Below are 25,283 nucleotides of genomic sequence, written 5' to 3' on the forward strand. Positions count from 1 at the left end.
AAATTCCGTAAAGGAATTTGGGATCTATAGAATGACTTGTAAAGATTACATTTTCATTAACCAGTTTTTCATCGAAACTTCATTTTCGATAATACCTCTTAATTCCGTAATTTTTACACGATCTTGTTTCATTGTATCTCTATGACGAATTGTTACCGTTTCGTCTTCAAGCGTTTGATGATCTACTGTAATACAGAAAGGCGTTCCAAGAGCATCTTGTCTTCTGTAACGACGTCCTACAGCATCTTTTTCATCATAAGCCACATTGAAATCCCATTTCAAATCTTCGATGATTTTTCTTGAAACTTCTGGCAAGCCATCTTTTTTAACCAATGGCAATACCGCTGCTTTAGTTGGCGCTAAAACTGCAGGCAATTTTAAAACTGTTCTTGTAGAACCGTCTTCTAATGTTTCTTCTTTTAATGAAGTTGCAAAAACTGCCAAGAACATACGATCTAAACCAACAGAAGTTTCTACTACATAAGGAACATAGTTTTCATTTAGTTCAGGATCGAAATATTGTAATTTTCTTCCAGAATATTCTTCGTGTGCTTTCAAATCGAAATCTGTACGAGAGTGAATTCCTTCCAATTCTTTAAATCCAAATGGGAAATTAAATTCGATATCAGCTGCTGCATTTGCGTAGTGCGCTAATTTTTCGTGATCGTGAAAACGGTAATTTTCTTTTCCTAATCCTAAAGATAAATGCCATTTCAAACGAGTTTCCTTCCAGTATTCGTATGATTTCATTTCTTCTCCTGGACGTACAAAAAATTGCATTTCCATTTGTTCGAACTCACGCATACGGAAAATAAATTGTCTTGCAACAATCTCGTTTCTGAATGCTTTACCCGTTTGAGCTATTCCAAAAGGAACTTTCATACGACCCGATTTCTGAACGTTTAAGAAGTTAACAAAAATACCTTGAGCCGTTTCTGGACGCAAATAAAGATCCATCGCAGATTCTGCAGAAGCACCTAATTTTGTTCCGAACATCAAGTTGAATTGTTTTACTTCTGTCCAGTTTTTAGAACCCGTTTCAGGATCAGCAATTTCTAATTCTTCGATCAAAGCTTTAACATCAGCCAAATCTCCTGCTCCTAAAGAACGTCCTAAACGCTCTCTAATTTCTCTTTCTTTAGCCAAATATTCAACTACACGAGCATTTGTTGTAATAAACTCTTGTTCGTTGAATGCATCTCCAAAACGAGCTTTTGCTTTTTCGATTTCTTTTTGTGCTTTTTGGTGAATTTTTTCAGCAAAGTCTTCAACTAAAACGTCAGCTCTATATCTCTTTTTAGAATCTTTATTATCAATTAATGGATCATTGAATGCATCAACGTGACCAGAAGCTTTCCAAGTTGTTGGGTGCATCAATATTGCAGCATCAAGGCCGACAATATTTTCATTCATCTGAACCATTGATTTCCACCAATATTCACGGATATTCTTTTTTAATTCGACACCATTTTGTGCATAATCATATACAGCACTTAATCCGTCGTAAACTTCGCTTGACGGAAAAATAAATCCGTACTCTTTTGCGTGCGAAACCACATTCTTAAATAAATCTTCTTGTTTTGCCATAGTGATGCAAAAATATAAAAACTACCTATATAAAAAAGAAAAATTATGAAGATTGAAAGGTTGATTTTGTTATTTTTGTAAATAAAATCTTTCTTTTTTGTGATTAATTACCTAATAAATTTGTTTTTCCCGAAAGTCTGTAGCGGATGCAATGCGCTTTTGCTTCAGAATGAAACCGTTTTTTGTACTATCTGTCGACACGAACTACCTCTAACTTACTATCATTTAGATGCAAAAAATGAAGCAGTAAAAAAGTTTTATGGCAAGATCGATGTTCATTTTGTCTCGGCATTTTTGTATTTTAATAAAAAAGGAATCGTTCAGGAACTCATCCATAATTTAAAATACAAAGGGCATCAGGAAATTGGAACTGTCTTGGGAAGTTGGTATGCAGAAGATTTAAAAGAAATTCAATTCGAAATTCCTATTGATGCTGTAATTCCAGTTCCGCTTCATAAAAGAAAATTTAAGGAACGTGGCTACAATCAGGTTACTACTTTTGGAAAAGCAATAGCATCAGGTTTAGACATTCCTTTTGAAGAAAATCTCCTAATTCGAAAATTATATACTAAAACACAGTCTAAGAAAAACCTCTTGGGAAGATCTGAAAATATCGAAAATATTTTTGATGTGGAATTTAATGAATCAGCCCACAACAAACATTTTTTAATTGTTGACGACGTTCTTACAACGGGCGCAACGCTCGAAGCATGTTCAAAAGCGCTGCTAAAAATACCAGGTATAAAAGTTAGTATAATTTGTATGGCAATGGCTCATTAAGTTTTTGAAAACCGAAGGATTAATTTACCAAAATCTTTTTCACTACTTTTTTCTCTCCATCAGTAACCGTTAAGAAATAAAGCCCAGACGGCACACTCGGCAGTTGAATATCTTGAATAAAATACCCTGACCCTGGAAAAGCCCTGTCATAAACATATTTGCCTGAAATATCATGAACATAAACTCTAATCTCGCTTACAGAATCTCTTTCAAATTGTACCGTAAAAGTTCCTTTGTTTGGATTTGGGTATGCAACAAAATCAATGTTTTCAAAATTTGAATCTCCTAATGTATAGGTTTTAGAACAAATATTTACAGAAGCCGAATTTATTGTTCCTAATGCTCCCACAGTATCATCAAAAACTCTAAAAGTCCAATTCCCTTGAGGATTTTCTCCATTAAAAGCACTCAAGGCAGTTGATGGAACCACAATTTGGCTTGTAGTTGTACGACAATTTAAAGCTGCTCCGCTATCATCAAATTGTAGAGCAAGAGTTGAATTTGTACTACTACAGTCTTTATTAAACAAAGTTACAACTGTTCCTTTCGGACTTATAACTTGCATCGTCAAATCTGAAAATCTCGCATGCGTTACATTTACCAAAAAATTGACATCTGAAATTTCTCCTTCAGAAGCAGGCACAGTAATCGTTCTATTTACATTAACATTATCGCCTGTTGAATATCCTCCAGCAAAATCATAAGACTCACAAGATGTTGAAACCGTATATCCTAAAGCAAATGGCTTACTATTTACAGCATAATAAATATTACCAACCGGCTCTATTAAAAGTCTGCAATTGGTGGAAGCCTCAATTTCGGATGGAACCAAAACTGTTTCTGAACCATCATTTGGAGTATTAGCAACTAAAACAATTGGAAATGTTTGTCCGCCATCCAAAGACAATTTTATATTTACGTTTGATGATCCTTGAAGCGTATTCGTATTATTTACACTCCAAGTAACGTTTTGAGCAGATCCTTTTGCCCATCCCAAATTATTTTCTGTTTGTGAAGTTACTGCAAATGGCCCTGCAGCGGCACTTACAGTTACAACCATTGCAGCTGTATTGGTCTGTGCAGTTCCTTCAGGCGCATTATCTCGACCTGTAAGCGTAAAGTTCATTGTTTTTGCAATAGAAGAAACAGATTCCCAACTCGTTGTCAGCTGATTATTTAGCACAGAGCTCAAAGCCGGCATATAACGAACTGGTGAAGTTGTTGGTGCAAACGATCTAAACATTGGCCCATCAGGTTTTGTCGCGTACGTAAAACTATTCGCGGCAAAAGCTGTTGTTGCACTATCGTATTGCTCCCAACAATAGGTTATAGAATTTCCTTCAGGATCTGAACCAGTTCCCGTCAAAATAAATGGCGTGCTAATTGGAATCGTGTAATTTGAACCTGCACTTATAACAGGCGGATTATTAGTGGTTATAGGTATTGAAATAGGACAAGTTTTTCCTGCCAAATTATTCTGTATCTGATTAATGCTTGCATAAGAAAAATAATCATCAGAATGATCTTGAATATTATATCCTCTTGTTACTCCCGCATATCCCATAATGGTTGAACCACTTCCTGGCTCATAGCAAGCTCCATTACCTTCATTCTGAAAAGAAAAAGTATGCGTGCCTCCAAGCTGATGCCCCATTTCATGAGCAACGAAATCAATATCAAAATTATCTCCTTCTGGTCTTGCGTCTCCTGGTGATGTAAACGCACTACCTTTTCCTATTGGCTGGCTAGTAGTTGGACTCACGCATACGCAACCAATACAACCTGCATTTCCTCCACCGCCAGAAGCTCCGAACAAATGTCCGATATCATAATTGGCTTCCCCTATAACGCTAGTCAATGTAGTCTGAACTTCTTTGGCCCAAGTTCCGCCATCCGCCGCACCTACTGATGCAATAGAATAAGGATCTGTAGAAGCATCTGTATAAATAACATCTAAATTATTGGCAATCAAAACGACTTTTACAGAAAGATCTCTGTCAAAAATACCATTTACTCGAGTTAATGTAGCATTCATTCCTGCTAAAGCTCCTGCTTTTGTTCCGCCAAAATAAGCTGTGTATTCTCCTGTGCAAGATAATGCCAATCGAAGGGTTTTAAACTGTTTTGTATTTGAAGTTGTTTTTGCCGTCGCTGCCAATTTATTTTCAGAAACTACATTGGTCGTTTTACAATCTAAAATCATTTTTGATTCTGCATTGTCAGCCGATTTAAACAAAACGTATTCCGATTTATTCTCCGGATTTTGTTCAATATATTCTGTTGATTTTGCGGTTCTAAAAACCATAGTCTGCATTCCGATTGGAGCAACACTAAAATAGATTTTAGCATTTTTATCGTCTATTCCGCGACCTTGATACGATCTTATTTCTGGATATTTTGCTTGTAATTCCGGATCAAAATTTGAGGATTCCCAAACCGAAAAACGCTCTAAAGTTCCATCAGCATTTGGAATCGTAATTTCAGTTGTTACGCTTTTTGCCGTTTTATTTGATGCCGAAGCCAGTTTAGCACTAAGGAGATCCGCATTTAATTTATAATATTGTTTATTAGAACTTGCACCATCAACTTTACGCGAAAGCGATGAAGAGGTTACTTTCTGCCATAGAGCATCTTGTGCATTAGCATTGGCGAAACAAAAAATAAAAAATATATAAAGTAATTGTTTTTTCATATCCTTAAAATATATTAATCAAAATTAATTCAATTAATTTGAAATCGTATTATCTATACGACAATTATTGCTTTTTAATCGACGAGTCGGCTTATTTTTATAAAAAGATAGATTATCCGTTAAAATTCGATTTAGCATAGTATCAAATTTAAAAGAGAATAGTATAAATTTGCAGCATCTTAAATAATTTGTTTTGAAGCTCTTTCATTCTATAAACGATTTTCAGTCAACCAAGAAAACAATCTTAACTCTTGGTACCTTTGATGGTGTGCATATTGGTCATAAAAAAATTCTGGATCGAATTACGCAGCATACTGAAAATGGAAAATATGAAAGTCTAGTTCTAACCTTTTTTCCGCATCCGCGAATGGTTCTTCAAGAAAAATCAGAAATCAGATTACTAAATACCATTGGCGAAAAAATAAAACTTTTGGAAGCCACAGGCATTGAAAACTTGGTGGTGCATCCTTTTAATGAAAGTTTTTCAAGATTGACTGCTGAAGAATTTGTTCATACAATTTTGGTAGATAAATTTCAGATTCAAAAAATTATCATTGGCCACGACCATCGTTTTGGACGTAATAGAACTGCCAATATTGATGATTTAATTGCTTTTGGAATCGAATACGGGTTTGAAGTAGAGCAAATTTCTGCAGAAGAAATCCAAGATGTTTCGGTTAGTTCGACTAAAATCAGAAAAGCTTTAAATGAAGGAAACATGGCTTTGGCCAATGAATATTTAGGCTACAGCTATTTCTTAAACGGAACAATTGTAAAAGGAAAACAGCTTGGACGAACCATTGGATTTCCTACTGCAAATATTCACATTGAAGAAGATTATAAACTGATACCAAAAATTGGGGTTTATGTTGTAAAAGCAATTGTAAACGAAGAAACTGTTTTTGGTATGATGAATATTGGTTTCAATCCGACTGTTAATGGCGAAAAGCAAACCATCGAAGTTTATCTGTTTGATTTTGATAAAGACATTTACGATCAAAATATTGAAGTTTCTTTGTTGCATTACATTCGCGAAGAGCAAAAATTTAGTTCTTTGGATACATTAAAAGCACAGCTTGCTCAAGACAAAACTGATTCTTTAGCTTTTATTGGCACTTCTTTAAAAAACCAGATCGCATAGTTTTTACTGTTTTTAAATCATCGTAGTTATTTTTTTAGTAAATTTGATAGAACACTGTTTTTCAAATATTTACTATTAACTTCTAAAAAATAACCACTATGAAATTACCTAAAGAAATTACCAACGGGTTTTTGATTTTCCTCGGAATTGGCATTTATTTTTTATTAATGAATGTACTAGGTTTAGCAGATTTATTTTATTTAAGAACACTTAACGTTTTCTTTATATTCTACGGTGTTAACAGGACCATGCAGATGAATCTTCAAGAAGGTGAAACCAATTTTGTGTCTAATGCTGTTTCTGCAATGACAACTTCTGTAGTGGGTGTATGCATGAGTGTATTTGGCTTATTGGTATACAGTTACGCCCGAGGCGGAGATGCTTATGTAAGAACTTTATCTGAAACTTTCATGTTTGGAGGAAATCCATCAGTGCCAACTTATTGCATCTGTCTATTATTTGAAGGAATTGCTTCTTCCGTAATCGTCACTTTAATGATGATGCTTTATTGGAACAATAAATATGCAGCAGATTGATTTTTTAAGATTCTTAATTGAGTCATTTTAAATTCGATTAAAGCAAAAATTTAGCTAAAAGAGTTCATATAACACAATAAGTATTTTTAAATTGCTTATAGCTCAGAGTTATAAGCAATTTTTTTATTTATTAAAAATGAAGTTAAAGCAAATCGAAAGGGTAAAAAAAATCTCAAGAAACGATTTTGTTTCCCAATATGTAAAAAACCAAATTCCTGTTGTTATTGAAGAATTGACCGAAGATTGGCCAGCTTATAACAAATGGAAATTATCTTATATGAAAGAAATCGCAGGAGATTCGATAGTTCCTTTATACGATGACAGGCCTGTAAATCATGAAGACAGATTTAACGAGGCGCACATCACAATGAAAATGAGCGATTATATCGACTTATTAGAAGAAAAGCCTACCAATTACCGCATTTTTCTTTACAATCTAATGAAAGAAGTTCCTTCATTAAAAGATGACTTCTTATGGCCAGACATTGGTCTAAAATTAGTCAAACAAATGCCAATGTTATTTTTTGGGGGACAAAATTCGAAGGTTTTTATGCATTATGATATTGACTATTCCAATATTCTTCATTTCCATTTTCATGGAGAAAAACAATGCATGATTTTCCCTCCTAACCAGTCAAAATTTATGTATAAAGTTCCCCATGCTTTAATTTCGAGAGAAGATATCGATTTTGACAACCCTGATTATGAAAAATTTCCGGCGCTCAAAAATGTTGAAGGCTATATTGCCAATCTCAAACATGGCGAAATGCTTTATATGCCCGAAGGATATTGGCATTATATGAAATATCTAACGCCTGGGTTTTCGATGAGTTTGCGGTCTTTTCCGAAAAACATTCTCAATTTATCTAAAGCCGCTTATAATGTTTTCATCATGCGCCATTTCGATATTATGATGCGAAAAATTCAGGGCCAAAAATGGATTGACTATAAAAATGAAAAGGCGATTACAAATACGCATCAAAATTTACAGCGTATTATTAATTAATAAAAAAAAGCGGTTGAGAATTTTAAGACTCAACCGCTTTTTTATTTTAATGGAATACTATTTTTCGCGTTACTGTTTTTCCGTTATCTACAGTTATTTTTACCAACAAGACTTGAGGCCCTGATTGGAAATTTGGTATGAGCCATTCTCTACTTTCAATTTGATTTTTATTATAAAGCAATTTACCTCCCGAATCATAAATCGAAACTTCTTGGAGATTTTCCTGTTCAGAAATAGATACTAGTTTGATGTTTTTATTTTTAACCGAAACAAAAACTTTCTGACCTTGATTCTCAAAATCTTCGTTGCCTAGCGGTTTGGCCTCATTTGGATTTCTATAACGTAATATAAAACGATCCATAAATGTTCCTGGCGAAGAGTTAAAAGTATATCCTCCAGATTTAAGGTTATGTACTGTATTGGTCACCTTATCTTGCAGATAAATATCATGATTAGTCAAATCTCCATCAGTATCATCTATAGCAATTGTGAAATCGCCTTTTTCGATAGTAGACTTATAGCCTAACGGAATTGTATCTGTTACAACAAAAGGAACGGCTCTTCCTTGAATAACCAATTTTTTGCCTTCATTTATACTATAAAAATCAACATACGGATTTGCATTGAGTGTCGCAGCATCATAATTGAAGTCAAAAGAATTTGTTGCCCCAGTTATATATCCAATTAGCAATTGTTTAAAAGCTCCTTGCGTATTTGTAAAATTCAACCACACACGATGTTTTTGAACTACATTAGTTGTAGCAGATTTATAAAATTGGCTATTATTGTTAGGCACGCGCATTGAGTTTGTAAAAACACCGCTCTGTCCTGTTCTTGATATTGCCAAGAATGCTTGTCCCGCTGCAATATACCCTGCAAGAGGAGCTTGGTTTCCTGGCGATGGCGCACCAACTCCAGTCAAACCACCAACTGTAGTATCTCCTGATAAATTATAAATTGCGAAATCATCATAAGTATAACGATATGTAGTACTTCCTGGGGCGGCTTTAGGAGACGTATTATGCGTCCAAAAATATAGCGTTCCATAAAAATTAGCCGCATTATCATGAATAAATTGGTCTGCATAAATTGCTGAGGGATATGGATTTCCAAAAAAACTATACTTTTCAGCAATCGCTGGAGGCCCTTGAATCGTACCATTATTTGGAACTCCAATAAATTCTCCTGTAAATTCACTAGGTGTTACGGTATCAAAAGATTGTGGTCCACGGATACTATATCCGTTACCCTTTAACATTTCTTCAGTTCCGCCATGAACTGTTGTCCAGCCTCCGGCAGCAGTAAATTTAAAATATTTATCACTTAATGTATTTGGCGAAAAATCGTGCAAAGTAAGAGCTGGGTCACTTGTTACTGGAGAAGACCAATAAGTAAGATCAAATCTTCGAACAGTTGTTTTTCTTCTATACGTTATAACACCAACATTATTTACATCGGCAATTTGAACCAAACTTGCATTATTTTCAAAAATTAAAACCCCAGTGCCAAACACACTTACTTCATTTGTCACGGTTATAGAATTCGTTTCTTCTACAATTAAAGATGCATTATTCTCAATTGTTAATCTACTGACAAAAAAACTTGCATTGGTTCCAGAAATAATAGGATCATTAACTACATTTGGAATATCAACACAATCAGAAGCTATTGGAACTCCCGTTGGAGTCCAGTTTGCGTCATTCGCCCAATTAGCATCAACATTACCATTCCATACTTTAGTGACAAAAGCACTTATCGGAATTATTTTTATTTCTGATTCGCAACCAGTAGCTGTATTTCTTGTTTGGACATTGTAAACTCCAGAAGATAAACCCGTAAATATTCCCGAAGTATTACTAAAATCTAGTCCGTCTATACTATAAGTATATCCTGTTCCTGAGGCAGGTGAAGTAACTGTAATAACACCAGTATTGTTTACACAAGTTGGCTGCTGTGTCACCGAAGCCGTTGGTGCTACTGGAACTGGATTTACAATTAAAGAAACGTTTTGACTTGCCAAACATCCGTTTGAGTTTGTAATAGTCATTATCCCATTATAAGTACCCGAAACGGTATTTGCTGGAACAACCACGTTTATAATATCTCCAGATCCAGAACTAAAAGGAAATGGTGTCGCTCCTTGATCTGTTAAAGAAATCCAATCAATCGCATAACTAATTGGAGATTCAGTTGTAGCATTATAAGCTAAAGTAGTGGTCTGCTCTGAGGAACTTTGACAAACTGAAGCAAAAGCTCCTGCTGTACTTATAGTTGGAAGAGCATTAATAGTTAAAGAAATAGCTTGTGTTGCCAAACATCCATTTAATGTAAAAATTGTCATTACACCACTATAAGTTCCTGCTGCTGTATTTGCCGGAACATTGATGTTATCAATATTTCCTCCGCCTGAATCGAAAGAAAAAGCAGTAGTTCCCTGATCGCTTAATGTTGCCCAATCTATTGAATAGTTTATTGGTGAAGCGGTTGTTGCAGAATAAGGCAAAGAAGCAATTTGTGCAGATGCATTTTGACAAATTGAAATCAGATTTCCCGATGTAGTAATTGTCGGAACTGAATTGATAGTTACAGTAAAATTATTATCTATCGAAATACAGCCATTTGCATTTTTTACAGTTAAAGTTCCAGTATAAGTTCCCGCTGCTGTCCCTGCCGGAATCGCAATGCTGATTGGGGTGGCTGTTAAAATTGCATCAGTGACTGCCACAAAACTATTTGTTGGACTAGCATCCCAAGTGATGCTATAGGTAGTTGGCGCATCCGTTACACCTGTATAAGGCAATGTCACACTCTGCGGATTTGAACTTTCGCACACTGCAGAAGTAGCTCCTAATGTTATAGTTGGCAATGGATTTACTGTTATGGTAAAATTATTGGGCGTTGAAATGCATCCGTTTGCATTACTTACTGTTAGTGACCCCGTATATGTTCCAACAGCAGTTCCAGCAGGAACCGCAATACTGATTGGACTAGTTGTTAATATAGCATTTGTAACTGCTAAAAAGCTATTTGTCGGACTGGCATTCCAAGTGATGCTATAATTTGTTGGAGAATTTGATGTTGCGCTATAATTGAGATTAGCTGTTTGAGCTGAAGCACTAAAACACACTGGAGTTGCTGTACCAAGTGTAATCGTTGGTAGTGCATTTACAGTTACAGTAAAATTATTTGCCGTCGATATGCATCCGTTTGCATTACTTACCGTTAAGGTTCCTGTGTATGTTCCTGGTGCTGTATTGGCTGGTATTGGAATATTAATCGGACTTGCAGGCAATGCCACATTTGAAACTGGCGCAAAAGTATTGGTCGGGCTGGAATTCCATGTGATGCTGTATGTAGTCGGTGAGTTTGCAACTGCTGTATAAGGCAATGTGGTGCTCTGAGCAATTGAACTTGTACAAACTGCGGTAGTCGCTCCTAATGTTATTGTCGGCAATGGATTTACCGTTACAGTAAAATTATTGGCCGTCGATATGCATCCGTTTGCATTACTTACCGTTAAGGTTCCCGTGTATGTTCCTGCAGCTGTATTGGCTGGTATTGGAATATTAATTGGACTTGCAGGCAAGGCCAGATTTGAAACTGGCGCAAAAGTATTGGTCGGGCTGGCATTCCATGTGATGCTGTATGTAGTCGGTGAGTTTGCAACTGCTGTATAAGGCAATGTGGTGCTCTGAGCAATTGAACTTGTACAAACCGCCGTAGTCGCTCCTAATGTTATTGTCGGCAATGGATTTACTATCACAGTAAAATTAGTTGCCGTCGATATGCACCCGTTTGCATTACTTACCGTTAAGGTTCCCGTGTATGTTCCTGCTGCTGTATTTGCAGGTATTGGAATATTAATCGGACTTGCTGGCAATGTAACATTTGAAACTGGTGCAAAAGTATTGGTCGGACTAGCATTCCAAGTGATGCTATAAGTGGTTGGCGCATTAGTTACGGCAGTATAAGGCAATGTCGTGCTCTGCGCAATTGAACTTGTACAAACCGCGGTAGTTGCTCCTAATGTTATTGTTGGCAATGGATTTACGGTAACTGTAAAATTATTTGCTGTCGATATGCATCCGTTTGCATTGCTTACAGTTAAAGTTCCTGTATATGTTCCTACCGCTGTATTGGCTGGTATTGGAATATTGATCGGACTTGCTGGTAAAGTAACATTTGAAACTGGCGCAAAAGTATTGGTCGGACTGGCATTCCAAGTGATGCTGTATGTAGTCGGTGAGTTTGCAACTGCTGTATATGGCAATGTGGTGCTCTGAGCAATTGAATTTGTACAAACCGCAGTAGTCGCTCCTAATGTTATTGTCGGCAATGGATTTACTATCACAGTAAAATTATTTGCCGTTGATACGCATCCGTTTGCATTTCTTACCGTTAACGTTCCCGTATATGTTCCTGCAGCTGTATTGGCTGGTATTGGAATATTAATTGGACTTGCAGGCAAGGCCACATTTGAAACTGGCGCAAAAGTATTTGTTGGACTGGCATTCCATGTGATGCTGTATGTAGTCGGTGAGTTTGCAGTTGCAGTGTAAGGCAATGTCGTGCTTTGCGCAATTGAACTTGTACAAACCGCCGTAGTCGCTCCTAATGTTATTGTCGGCAATGGATTTACTATCACAGTAAAATTAGTTGCCGTTGATACGCATCCGTTTGCATTTCTTACCGTTAACGTTCCCGTGTATGTTCCTGCAGCTGTATTCGCTGGTATTGGAATATTAATTGGACTTGCAGGCAAGGCCACATTTGAAACTGGCGCAAAAGTATTGGTCGGACTGGCATTCCAAATGATGCTATAAGTGGTTGGCGCGTTAGTTACGGCAGTATAAGGCAATGTTGTGCTCTGAGCAATTGAACTTGTACAAACTGCGGTAGTCGCTCCTAATGTTATTGTCGGCAATGAATTTACCGCTACTGTAAAATTAGTTGCCGTGGATGTACATCCCGTTGCATTTTTCACTGTTAAAGTTCCTGTATATGTTCCAACAGCGGTTCCAGCGGGAACTGCTATACTGATTGGACTGGACGTTAATGTGGCATTTGAAACCGGTGCAAAAGTATTTGTCGGACTCGCATTCCAAGTGATGCTATAAGTATTTGGCGAGTTTGTTGTAGCAGTATAATTGAGGTTAGCTGTTTGAGCAGAAGCATTAAAACAAACTGGTGCTGCAGTGCCAAGTGTAATAGTTGGAGGCCCACTTACTGTAACTGTAAAATTATTTCCTGTTGACACACATCCGTTTGCATTTCTTACAGTCAATGTTCCTGTGTATGTTCCTGCAGCTGTATTTGCAGGTATTGCTATATTAATCGGACTTGCTGATAAAGCCACATTTGAAACTGGCGCAAAAGTATTGGTCGGACTGGCATTCCAAGTTATACTATATGTCGTCGGTGAGTTTGCTACTGCAGTATAAGGCAATGTTGTATTCTGTGCACTTGTACTTGTACAAACTGCAGTAGTAGCACCTAATGTTATTGTGGGTAATGGATTTACTATTATCGTAAAATTAGCTGGCGTAGCAGATACACATCCAGCGGCATTACTAACCATTAGTGATCCTGTATATGTCCCAGCGGGAGTTCCAGCAGGAACGCCAATGCTTATTGGACTTGCAGGTAAAGCAGCATTTGTAACTGGCAAGAAACTATTTGTAGGGCTTGCGTTCCATGTAATACTGTAATTTGTTGGTGCACTTGTAACCGCTGTATAAGGTAATGCTACATTTTGCAAACTTGTACTTGTACACACAGCAGTAGTTGCTCCTAAAGTTATGGTTGGCTGAGCACTTACTACTATAGTCACAAAATTAGTTCCACTCATAGTTGAAGTACAGTCTGCTGAAGCCAAAGAAGTAACTGTAATCGTGCTATTTCCTAAATTACTCAATCCTCTTGCTGTAAAACTTCCTGATCCAGCAGTTGTAACTACCATTTGTTCTGTTAACCCTATTGTATTTGGTTGGCTTCTATTATACGTTACTGTATATGTACCAGCTGGCAGACTTTCCGCTGTACCTGTTAGCTGTACTTGCGTGGTAGTCCCTGTACATACATTTGGAGCCGAAATCCCAGTGAAACTATATGGTTTACAAGTATAGGTAATATTTACTCGTCCTCGTGCCCCATCTCCTCCTATTTGTGTTGCTGCTAAAGAAGCCATTCCACCACTTCCACCACCTCCAGGCTCATTACCTGGATTACCAGCACCATTTCCTAACAATAAACTGTTTAATGCTGCACCTCCAGCACCGCTACTTCCTGCTGTATTACCTGCACGACCTCCTGCACCTGAATTAAAAATTGCCCCTATTCCTAAAAGTGAAGAAGCTCCCGGAGTACCTGCAGCTCCCGCATTTCTAGCTGTGACGCCTATAGGTGAAGCCCCACCTGCGCCTCCTGCAGGAGCGCCTCCTGCGATATTGGCTGTACCACCAGTACCACCCGGTGCATATACTATTGTGCTATATGTATCTATATACGACGCACCGCCAGAACCACCATTGCCACTTGTACCAGTAGTTGTTGCTCCCACAATAACGCTCAATGTTTGCGGTGTCGCCGTTGTAATATCCCCTTTTGCATAAGCGCCGCCGCCGCCGCCGCCAGCACCTCTACCTTCTAATAGTGTAGATACCGCACCACCTCCAGCACCACCGGCACCCCAAGCTTCAACTGTAACTAAATTTATACCTGCGGGAAGGATAAAAGAACTATTAGCATTAAATTGATGTGTTCTCGTTTGTGCTTCTAAAAAAGAAGTATAAAAAACAGATAGAATTAAAATCAGAAGAAATTTTAATTTTTTGTGAAGGCAGTTTAATGTTGAATAACTGAAAAAACTCAACCTAGTAAGTAAATCTTTTTTCATCTAGTGGCATTTTAGTAATTGAAAAATAAATTCAAACTCAAAAAAGATTAATTACAAAATCTTAAGAAATATTCCGATTTCACAATCAATCTAAGGCAGATAAAAAACAGTCTGTTAAACTGTAATTTTTTTGAAGAAAAAAAACATTTAAGGCTTGTAGAAAAGTTTTTAGTCGATTTAAAAGTGTATTTAGTCGATTAAATGCAATAACAAGGTACGATTTTATTTACATACAAATTTAGCTTGTAGTATTAAACCCATAATTTTAACACCTAAATCAAGGAAAGTATAAAAAATAAGAAAAAACTGTTAATTTTGAAAATGATCAACACCTAAATATTGATAATCAATTAGTTAAAACAAAAAACCTTTTAAGATATCTATAAAAGGTTTTGTACTAAATGAGTTTAAAATTCGTTTAAAAAATTACTTTTTTTGAAGTTGATTTGCCGTTTTCGAAAATCACTTTTACCAATAAAACCTGATGAGAAGAAAACAAATTTTGGATATTGAGGCTTTTAATTTCAAGCTTTTCTTTTTTATATAATAGATTTCCTGAAACATCAAATATTGCAACCTCTCTTAAATTCTCTTCAAAAGATTCAACATTTATATTATGATTTTTAACCGATATTAAAACGTTTGGAGAATTGTTTTTAAAAGTTTTATTTCCTAAGACTTTATTCGTGTAAACTATAGAAAATCGATCGTTGAAAGTCCCCGCTTCAGAATCAAATTGATAGGAACCTTGAGAAAGGTTATGAACGTTATTTAATTTTTTATCTACTAAAAAAATAGATTTATTGATGAAAAAATCATCTTGATGATCTATTTCAAATTTCAAATTATCTTTAACCGTGGTTTTATAGCCCAAAGCAATTGAATCACTTTCTAAAAATGGCAATTCACGACCCTGAATCACTAGCTTTTTGTTTTCAATTAAACTATAAAAATCCACTGACGTTCCTGAACTTAAATATTCTGCATCATAATCTGAATCCAAAGAATTTGAAGCGCCAGTTGTATACCCTAATAAAAGCTGTTTAAACTCATTTCCGTCATTTCTTATATTTAGCCAAAACCTATGTTTTTCATTAACAGCCTTTAATTTTGAAACTAGAGCTGGTCGATAAAAAGATGTATTTCTATCACGCACTCTCATGCTGTTATTAAATTCTAAATAACCTGTCTCATTGCTTTTTACAAAAAAAGCTTGTCCAGAAGCGATTACGCCATTTGGCGCATCATTATTAACTCCCGAACTTAAAGCTGACCTTGTGCCAACACCTCCCAACAAATTGTAAACTGCAAAATCATCAATAGAATAACGATATGTGGTAGTTCCTGGTATTGTAATTCTAGGCGGCGTATTATGTGTCCAAAAATATAATGCTCCTTTTATTTTTGGAGCATTTACTCTTAAGAAATCATCTGCGCTTATTGAACAAGGGTAAGGATTACCAACTAAATGAAACTTATCGGCGGCGATAAGTTCAACTTTTATTTTACCATTATTTGGAATTCCTTTAAAGACACCTTCAAATATTGCGCGTTCTGTTGCAGAAAAACTTTGTGGTGCTCTAATGCTATACCCATTACCTGCAATCATTGTCATTGTTCCATTCATGTTTGTTTTCCAATACAAAATTGGGTCATGCCAAAAATATTTATCACCAAGTGTTTCAGGCGAAAAATCGAACATTTTCATATCTGCTACAGGCGAAGACCAGTAAGTAAGATCAAATCGAATTACTGGTTTTGTTTTTCTTTTTAAATGAACAATGCCTGTATTTACCATCTCATTATCGTCTTGATACAGACTAGCTGAATCTTCTAAAACGAGTGTACCATCGCCAGTATAGGCAAATTCAATACCGAGTGTGTTTTTTTCAAGTAAGGTCACTGTTTTATCTTTTTCAATATTGCAACCGCAAATGTTAGTTGTCGTTAAATTGGGAAAACTATCTTTAAAATAAACATCCTTACCAGCAGAAGGAAAACCGTTTGACCACGAAACACCATCCCAAGTTGTTGTATTAACGCAAAGTTTTAAACGAGCAATTCTATGTTTTGAAATACCTGAAACGGAATTGAAATTTCCTCCAATTATCAATTTATAGTCTTCACTAAAATTCATTGCATATAGCGTGTTATTTAGCGGTGCTGCAAAAGAATTGTCATAGAACCCCGAAGGCAATAATCGAACCAATCTTGAGGAAGAAATAGTGTTATAGGTCCCCGAAAAAGTTCCTCCAACTAAGATTCTATCATCTGGCTGTACTAAAATAGCACGAACGTCGCCTTTACTAAAACCAGCACCTGAATCGAATGTTCTATCAAGACTTCCATTGCTGTTTAATCGAAGAATCCTTTTTTGTGAAATACCATTGAAATTCAGAAAAGAACCACCCACAATAATTTTATGATCGGATTGAAGTCCAATTGCATAAACATACTTATCAAAGCCACTTCCGATATTAAAGTTTGCATCGATACTTCCATCTGGATTTAACCTTACCAAACCAGCAAAAGGCAATCCATTAAAAGTCTTAAAATGACCTCCAACAAGAATCTTTCCGTCCGATTGTATAATGACGCTTTCTACAGTTCCATCTGCCCCCAAACCAATGTTAAAACTCGGATCTTTTGTCCCATCTGAAAGTATTCTAACAATTCTATTTGCTGTCGATCCGCTATATTTTGTAAATGATCCAGCCGCAATTATTTTCTGATCAGACTGAACTGCTAGTGTATAAACTTGTGCATTAAATCCTTCGCCAATGCCAAAGGAATTATCAATTTCTCCATTTGAAAATATTCTGACAATTCGATTGTATGCAAGGTCATTGTATTTTGTAAAATTCCCTCCTAAGACGATCTTTTCATCAGTTTGCAAAACAGTCGTTTTTATCAAATTATTACTTCCTGAATTTGCCGTATTAAAAGTAGGATCCATCATTCCATTTTCCAATAAACAGGTAATTTGGAGAGCGGCATTTCCATTAAACTTTTTAAAACTGCCCCCTACAATTGTTTTTTTGTTTGGAAGAGGCAAAATAGTAAGAACAGAATTGTTGAAGCCAATTCCAGAAGCGAGATACGAAATATCATGTTCTCCGACATTACTAATTTTTACTAATCTGCCTTGATTTTGACCATTAAAAACAGTAAAAGAACCTCCAGCAAACCAAGATTCTTCTTCATCAAATTCTAAAGCGAGTATCGAAGCAGAGGCAGGTCCAGAACCAATATCGAAATTCGGTTTTACACTTCCATCCGATTGGAGAAAAATTAGCCTTGTTACTTCTGCATTATTGTAAAATCCTGTAAAAGAACCTCCAACCATTATATCTCCATTTTTATTAATTTTGATTGTTTGGACTCCCTCTTTACTAAACCCAGAACCACTTGAAAAACTTTCGTCCTTGGTTCCATCTTCATGCAAACGAATAATTCTATTAGCAATATCATTATTGAAAAGAGTAAAATTACCTCCTAAAACCATTTTTCCGTCAGATTGAATGGCAATTGCGTTGACATCATCGTTGAAGCCTCTACCAATATTCAAACTAGAATCAACAGTCCCATTAGAATTTAGCCGAACTATGTGATTTGCCGAAACGGCATTAAATGCAGTAAAATTGCCCGTGAGAAGTATTTTCTGGTCTGATGAAATTCTTACGTGCGTAACATTTAATGCAGAGCCCGAACCGGTAAGAAATGTAGAATCGAGTGTTCCGTTTGGTAATAATCGCGCTACTCTGTTTACGGTACTATTGTTGTATTTTGTGAAACTTCCTACAGCAATTATTTTTCCGTCAGACTGTAAAGCTAGGTCGTATATAATTCCTGTCGTTACTCCAATTACAGTATCAAAAGTGGCATCGTAAGAACCGTCTGCATTAAGACGAATTATTCTTCCAGCACTAATTCCATCGTAACTTGTAAAACTCCCTCCGACTATAATCTTTCCGTCAGGTTGTAAACAAGAAGCATAAATTTTTCCATTAAAACCTGCACCTGTATTGAAACTTTCGTCTATAGATCCATCGGGATTTAAACGACTCAGATAAGAAACAGATGTTCCATTCAAACTCAAATAATCACCACCTACAATTAAGTTGCCATCTTTCTGTATAAGTAAAGTTCGAACTGTACTATCAAAACCATCACCAATTTGTCCATCGTCTAAAACATTAAATGAACTGTCAACTTTGCCCTGTTGAGGGAAAACTTTTTGAATCGATAGCGATATTATAACTAACGAATAAAATAAACTTCTAATCAAAACTATATAATTAAATTTACAATTGTAAGAATTAGATTAAAATTATAAAGCCTCAATAAGAAATACAATACCAAGATTTAGGGATATTTCATAAATAAAAAAGCCCATTCTTCATGAAAAGAATGGGCTTCTGATACGTATTATTTTATATTAGAGATTAGTAAAAATCACTTTTTTATTTAATGTCGAACCGTTTTCTAAAGTTATTTTAACTAATAAAACTTGATCACTAGAATGCAAATTGTTAATCTGTAATTCTTGAGAATTCACTTTGTTTTTGCTGTATAATAACTGAGCTCCAACATTGAAAACATTTACCTCTTTGATTGTTTCTTTTGAAGAAGTAATATTTACTACTTTATTTTTAACTGAAACTAGAACACTACTTTCAAGATCTTCAAAATCACCTGTTCCTAATGTTTTACTTGTGTAACGAAGAGCAAAACGATCTGCAAAAGTTCCAACTAACGTCTTGAATGTATAATTTTCATTACGTAAATTAATGATCTTGCCTGTTGTTTTATCTTCTAAATAAACTTCTTGCTTATCAAAGAATCCATCTGCGTGATCTATTCCGATAGTGAAATCACCTTCTACAGTAGTTTTATATCCTAAAGGAACTGTATCAGTATTGTCAAAAGGTAAAGCTCTTGCCTGAATAGTCAGTTTCTTAGTTTCATTTATACTATAGAAATCAATATATGTATTACCTGACAACGTCGCAGCATCATAATTATAATCTACACTGTTTGTAGCACCTTCAACATAACCTACTAGTATTTGCTTGAAAGCACCTTCAGCATTTTTAATGTTTAACCAAATACGGTTTCTTTCAAGGCCAGTAGTTTTAGCTGTTTTAAAGAATTCACCATTATTTGTCCCACCTACACGCATTCCATTATTAAAATGTATTTGTGTCGATTTTGGTTTTGCAATAAATCCTTGACCCGCCGCAATAATTCCTGCAAATGGTTTGCTTGTCAAGCCCGTAATATCTGTACTTCCAGCAAGTGTGAAAACTGTAAAATCATTACTACTATAGCGATAAGTATTATCTCCAACAGCTTTTTGTGGAGGCGTAACGTGTGTCCAGAAATAAAGTGGCCCTAATACATCTTTATTAGCTTCCAACAACTCCTTTGCATCTATCGCTGATGGATAAGGATTTCCAAATAAGAAGAATTTATCGATAATAATTGGCATCGTTACAACTCCGTTATTTGGTATTCCAGTAACCGTTATATCTCCGTTATTTGGCACTCCAGTAAATGTACCGGTAAAAGTACTTGGTGTAACTGTATCAAATTCTTGCGGACCTCTAATGCTATAACCGTTTCCAGTTTCCATACTCATTGTTCCGTTCATGTTCGTTACCCATGTAGAACTTGGATTAAAATAAAAATACTTATCTCCAAGAGTAGTTGGCGAAAAATCATGCATTGTAAAACCACCTGCTTTTGTTACTGGGCTTGACCAATAAGTCAAATCGAAACGACGTACTGAGGTTGCTCTTTTGTAAACAATGTTTCCTGTATTGACAGCATTTGTAGTCTGAAGTAAGCTCGAATTATTTTCAAAGATTAACTGTCCGTTTGTTGCTACTATGTTTGTGATATGTAATGTAACATTACTTGGAATTGTCACTACGGCTCCTGAATTAACTGTCAGAGAACATCCATAGATATCCGGGATAGTTGTTGTAAAAGGCTGGGTAGCAGGTACTGATGTTGCTACAGCAATAATAATACTTTTGTTTCCGTCTGGAAGTCCATTAGACCATCCTGAACCATTCCATGTTGTAGAAGAAGTTTGATTATTAATAGTAATCGCTACTACATTTGATGTACAAGTTGTAGCATTATTAGTTACTGTAAAATTATAATTTCCTGCAGCAAGTCCAGTAATGGTTCTTGACCCTGTTGTTCCTGTAATAGTCTGTGGCGCTTGTCCTGTTTGGTTAATTGTCCAGTCTGCTGGTAAATTACTTATTATAACAGTTCCTCCGCTTTCGCAAGTGAAATCTTTGTCTTTTACTGCTGTTGGTGTTGGAAGTGGATTAACCGATAATGTTACATTTCTTGTAAATGTCGAGCTACAGTTTGGAGTTGAACTTGTTGTTGTCACTCCTGTTATCTGTAAAGTCTGGCCATTATTTGCAGAAGTCAATGCTGGTGTAGTGAAACTCGCTGTTCCTGTGCCAGTTGCCACAACAGAAGTAATTGCAGTTTGTGCTACATTATTTATCGAATATGAAATTGTTGATGTGCTTCCTGCCAGTAATCCGGTTAAATTTATTGTTGCCGCAGATCCTGGACAAACCGAAGCTGCCTGAGACGCACCTGTTAATGTTGGTGCAGGATTTACTGCCAAAGTAACATTTCTTGTAAATGACGAGCTGCAGTTTGGAGTTGAACTTGTTGTTGTCACTCCTGTTATCTGTAAAGTCTGGCCATTATTTGCAGAAGTCAATGCTGGTGTAGTGAAACTCGCTGTTCCTGTGCCAGTTGCCACAACAGAAGTAATCGCAGTTTGCGCTACATTATTTATCGAATATGAAATTGTTGATGTGCTTCCTGCCAATAATCCAGTTAAATTTATTGTTGCCGCAGATCCTGGACAAACCGAAGCTGCCTGAGACGCACCTGTTAATGTTGGTGCAGGATTTACTGCCAAAGTAACATTTCTTGTAAATGTCGAGCTGCAGTTTGGAGTTGAACTTGTTGTTGTCACTCCTGTTATCTGTAAAGTCTGGCCATTATTTGCAGAAGTCAATGCTGGTGTAGTGAAACTCGCTGTTCCTGTGCCAGTTGCCACAACAGAAGTAATCGCAGTTTGCGCTACATTATTTATCGAATATGAAATTGTTGATGTGCTTCCTGCCATTAATCCGGTTAAATTTATTGTTGCCGCAGATCCTGGACAAACCGAAGCTGCCTGAGACGCACCTGTTAATGTTGGTGCAGGATTTACTGCCAAAGTAACGTTTCTTGTAAATGACGAGCTGCAGTTTGGAGTTGAACTTGTTGTTGTCACTCCTGTTATCTGTAAAGTCTGGCCATTATTTGCAGAAGTCAATGCTGGTGTAGTGAAACTCGCTGTTCCTGTGCCAGTTGCCACAACAGAAGTAATCGCAGTTTGCGCTACATTATTTATCGAATATGAAATTGTTGATGTGCTTCCTGCCATTAATCCGGTTAAATTTATTGTTGCTGCAGATCCTGAACAAACCGAAGCTGCCTGAGAAGCACCTGTTAATGTTGGTGCAGGATTTACTGCCAAAGTAACGTTTCTTGTAAATGACGAGCTGCAGTTTGGAGTTGAACTTGTTGTTGTCACTCCTGTTATCTGTAAAGTCTGGCCATTATTTGCAGAAGTCAATGCTGGTGTAGTAAAACTCGCTGTTCCTGTGCCAGTTGCCACAACAGAACTAATTGCAGTTTGCGCTACATTATTTATCGAATATGAAATTGTTGACGTGCTTCCTGCCAGCAATCCAGTTAAATTTATCGTTGCCGCAGATCCTGGACAAACAGAAGCCGATTGAGTAGCTCCTGTTAATGTTGGCGTAGGATTTACTGTTATCACAGCATTTCCATTCATATTTAAAGAACAATTTGCGGAATTTTTAGCAATTACTGTATATGTACCTACTACTGTTTTAACACCAAAATTAATTGCAGATCCTGTTGCTGAAACTGCAGCCCCATTATCAACTCCATCTAATTGTAATTGATAAGTAACTCCTGATCCTGATGCTTCTGACCCACTTAAATTAATAGCGACTCCAGTACCTCCTGAACAGTATGCTCCTCCTCCAGTAACATTATAAACCGCTGGAGCAGCTTTTACATTCACATATGTAGTAGAAGGAGCCGAAGCACAACCTCCTTGCGAAGTTACCGTAACTGTTGCATTTTGTAATCCTGATCCAGTAAAAGTTATTGTGGGATTTTTTATATTATTCGAAGAAAATACTGCTCCTGGAGATGTACTAGTCCAAGAATACGTTACGCCAGATGCAGGAACATTCTCCACATCCAATTGAACAGGCACACCTGCACAAGCTTCTAAGGTTTTAAAAGTACCTTTAGGCACTGTTGTCGCAATCGGAACTACTTGAGAACTTGGCAATAAAACGATATTATCTATTATAGAACCATAAGTTGCAGATGGATTTTCGGGATTATAAAATTCAATATCAATTGAAGAAGTTGTCGGTGTAAAATTAAAAGAACCTATTTGAGCAGTAGTACTGATGTTTGTTACATAACTTGTTGATGCAAAATATGATGACCCTAAAACTCTGATATTAACTGCAACATTTTCAGGAGCTCCCGGTCTTTTTGCATATATAAAACTTAATGTATAAGGTACATTTGGAACAACTGTTATTGTTTGTTTCAATGATGCTTCCGAATCTAGTTCTGCTGTATTATCATTACTACCTGTAGTAGTAAAATACGTCCCTTCTTGATTAATTTCAACTCTATCTCCTAATGCACTGGCAAAAGTCCAATTGGCGGCGCCTGCACTAAAATCCCCATTCTTAATTAAATTGCTTACACAATTTGAGATTACAACCTGATCTGTAGATGTACAACCACCGTTACTTATTGTCCAATTCAAGATATATGTCCCAGAAACAGTTGGAGTAAATGTAGCTGTACGACTAGCGCTACTATTAAACTGACTTGTCGATGTATTTGGACCACTAGCTATTGACCATACTCCTGTACCTGCACTAGGCGCATTAGCGGCTAATATAAAAGAACTGCCATTTCCTGTTTGATCTGGACCAGCATTTGATTTAGTTACAGACAAGCAATCCACCCAACCATTAAACGCAAAAGAATCTATTCCATAAGTTCTATTGTTGTTGCCAGCTCCCCAAGCGTAAATTCTAAAAGTAATAGCACTTGTACGATTTTGAAAAGCGGTTCCTAAAATAACATTTCCAGATGAAGTAGTTTCTAAATCAGTATTATATCCATCAATACTAGATCTTACTGCAAAGTTTGACACTGGACTACTTCCAGAACCTACCACACCAATGTATTGAAAACTCGAAACACTTATTGAATAACCAGTATTAGGTGCCAGAATAAATTCAAAATAATCATCTGAAGTTAGAGCTGTACCTGTCCAACGGCTACCAGTAAAAACTCCGTTAGCGGTTGCAGCTGTAACTCCACCTCCCTTTCTGATACCTGTAACAGTAATGTTAGCATTCTTAACTTCTCCAGTATTGTATGCCGCATTGCTATTAACGTTAGTGCCTGTAATTTGGTTGCTCCATATAGATGTCTGACCAAAGCTTGCGGTACATAAGGAAATGAAAAATAAAAACGAGTAAAGTAATTTTCTCATCATATGATTGTAGGTATTTGTTTTAAATTTGTTTTTGGTTTGCTTAAAGCAAAAAGGCATTTCTTCCTAAAAAGAACAAGTTCTTTTGGTAATTGACTGAACCCTAAAATGTTAATTCTGGCATTTTAGGCCGAAATTTTAAAATGTTAAAATTCCGTACAAAAATATTTAAATTAGCCTAATACGCAAGGTTATAATTTATTTCTTTTGAAAAAATATTAACAAATTTCAGAATTAATTTATAACTAATTCACTATTCTTTAATTTAAACGTTAAAAAGCATGAAAAACCCGACGAACAGCACCTTCACCATCAAAGAAGCTTTACAAAAGCTAGAACACTTTTGTGCTTACCAAGAACGCTGTCATAATGAAGTAGTGGCTAAATTATTTAGCCTAAAAATGACTCGGGATGAGATTGACAGTATTGTCGTACAGCTAATTGAGGGAAATTTTCTAAACGAAACTCGTTTTGCTTGTAGCTTCGCACGAGGCAAACACCGAATTAAACATTGGGGAAAAATCAGGATTACAAACGAACTAAAAGTGAGAAATATTTCTTCAACAAATATTACGCTGGCTTTAAAAGAAATTTCTGCTGAAGAATATTATGAAACTTTTAAAAATCTGGCAGAAAGATGCTGGAATAGTATTTCAGAAACCAATCATCTAAAAAAACGTAAAAAATTCTGCGATTATATGCTTCGAAGAGGTTTTGAAAGCAATTTAGTTTATGAAAAAGTAAAAGAATTAGAAGAAAACTAATTTTTTTTTGTCTTCAGAAAAAGGATTTTTTTTTGATCTCTTTTTTAGTTTTTTGAATTTCCTTCAAACCTCATTTAAAGCCTTATAACCAACATAACTGTTAGTTATAAATTATTCTGTTTTTGAAGATTTTATACCAAATCTGACGTTTTTGAGTCTAAAATCGCAAAAAAACACCTCCTAAAACTCCATTTCTTGCGATTATTCCTATACTTTTTTTAACACTT

Annotated in this window: 10 protein-coding genes; 5 read left to right on the forward strand and 5 right to left on the reverse strand. The window is 36.1% G+C overall.

The window, feature by feature from the left end:
* Positions 1 to 45 precede the first annotated feature (45 nt).
* Positions 46 to 1,587, reverse strand: a complete 1,542-nt coding sequence (locus QLQ96_RS04010; RefSeq protein WP_482494875.1) for a glycine--tRNA ligase — start codon at positions 1,585 to 1,587, stop codon at positions 46 to 48.
* Positions 1,588 to 1,686: 99 nt separating this feature from the next.
* On the opposite strand from QLQ96_RS04010, the gene QLQ96_RS04015 reads away from it, so the two are divergent.
* Entirely contained in the window at positions 1,687 to 2,367 is a 681-nt protein-coding gene (locus tag QLQ96_RS04015; RefSeq protein ID WP_482494877.1) for a ComF family protein, read from the forward strand.
* A 19-nt stretch (positions 2,368 to 2,386) separates the two neighbouring features.
* Here QLQ96_RS04015 and QLQ96_RS04020 read toward each other — a convergent pair whose 3' ends face one another.
* Complete coding sequence (locus QLQ96_RS04020; protein WP_482494879.1) at positions 2,387 to 5,059, reverse strand: zinc-dependent metalloprotease; 2,673 nt, start codon at positions 5,057 to 5,059, stop codon at positions 2,387 to 2,389.
* Between the two features lie 193 nt (positions 5,060 to 5,252).
* On the opposite strand from QLQ96_RS04020, the gene QLQ96_RS04025 reads away from it, so the two are divergent.
* The 3 genes from QLQ96_RS04025 to QLQ96_RS04035 all read left to right on the forward strand — a co-directional run bounded on the left by QLQ96_RS04025 (position 5,253) and on the right by QLQ96_RS04035 (position 7,742).
* Entirely contained in the window at positions 5,253 to 6,200 is a 948-nt protein-coding gene (locus tag QLQ96_RS04025; RefSeq protein WP_482494880.1) for a bifunctional riboflavin kinase/FAD synthetase, read from the forward strand.
* A gap of 98 nt (positions 6,201 to 6,298) precedes the next feature.
* Positions 6,299 to 6,736, forward strand: a complete 438-nt coding sequence (locus QLQ96_RS04030) for a hypothetical protein (protein ID WP_482494882.1) — start codon at positions 6,299 to 6,301, stop codon at positions 6,734 to 6,736.
* A gap of 136 nt (positions 6,737 to 6,872) precedes the next feature.
* Entirely contained in the window at positions 6,873 to 7,742 is an 870-nt protein-coding gene (locus QLQ96_RS04035) for a cupin-like domain-containing protein (RefSeq protein WP_482494884.1), read from the forward strand.
* A gap of 46 nt (positions 7,743 to 7,788) precedes the next feature.
* Here QLQ96_RS04035 and QLQ96_RS04040 read toward each other — a convergent pair whose 3' ends face one another.
* The 3 genes from QLQ96_RS04040 to QLQ96_RS04050 form a co-directional block, all read right to left on the reverse strand.
* Complete coding sequence (locus tag QLQ96_RS04040; RefSeq protein WP_482494886.1) at positions 7,789 to 14,637, reverse strand: T9SS sorting signal type C domain-containing protein; 6,849 nt, start codon at positions 14,635 to 14,637, stop codon at positions 7,789 to 7,791.
* A gap of 418 nt (positions 14,638 to 15,055) precedes the next feature.
* Positions 15,056 to 18,925, reverse strand: a complete 3,870-nt coding sequence (locus tag QLQ96_RS04045) for a T9SS sorting signal type C domain-containing protein (RefSeq protein ID WP_482494888.1) — start codon at positions 18,923 to 18,925, stop codon at positions 15,056 to 15,058.
* A gap of 150 nt (positions 18,926 to 19,075) precedes the next feature.
* Positions 19,076 to 24,295: a T9SS sorting signal type C domain-containing protein gene (locus QLQ96_RS04050; protein ID WP_482494890.1), complete on the reverse strand. Its 5,220-nt coding sequence runs from the start codon at positions 24,293 to 24,295 to the stop codon at positions 19,076 to 19,078.
* A 278-nt stretch (positions 24,296 to 24,573) separates the two neighbouring features.
* Between QLQ96_RS04050 and QLQ96_RS04055 the strand changes: the two genes are divergently transcribed.
* Entirely contained in the window at positions 24,574 to 25,056 is a 483-nt protein-coding gene (locus QLQ96_RS04055; protein WP_482494892.1) for a regulatory protein RecX, read from the forward strand.
* The last annotated feature ends 227 nt before the right edge of the window (positions 25,057 to 25,283 follow it).

This window comes from Flavobacterium sp. B167r, from assembly GCF_056824315.1.

Bases quoted from the DNA above. Each gene is read 5' to 3' on its own strand.
- QLQ96_RS04035 (WP_482494884.1), top strand. From the start codon at position 6,873: ATGAAGTTAAAGCAAATCGAAAGGGTAAAAAAAATCTCAAGAAACGAT.
- QLQ96_RS04010 (WP_482494875.1), bottom strand. From the start codon at position 1,587: ATGGCAAAACAAGAAGATTTATTTAAGAATGTGGTTTCGCACGCAAAA.
- QLQ96_RS04055 (WP_482494892.1), top strand. From the start codon at position 24,574: ATGAAAAACCCGACGAACAGCACCTTCACCATCAAAGAAGCTTTACAA.
- QLQ96_RS04020 (WP_482494879.1), bottom strand. From the start codon at position 5,059: ATGAAAAAACAATTACTTTATATATTTTTTATTTTTTGTTTCGCCAAT.
- QLQ96_RS04030 (WP_482494882.1), top strand. From the start codon at position 6,299: ATGAAATTACCTAAAGAAATTACCAACGGGTTTTTGATTTTCCTCGGA.
- QLQ96_RS04040 (WP_482494886.1), bottom strand. From the start codon at position 14,637: ATGAAAAAAGATTTACTTACTAGGTTGAGTTTTTTCAGTTATTCAACA.
- QLQ96_RS04050 (WP_482494890.1), bottom strand. From the start codon at position 24,295: ATGATGAGAAAATTACTTTACTCGTTTTTATTTTTCATTTCCTTATGT.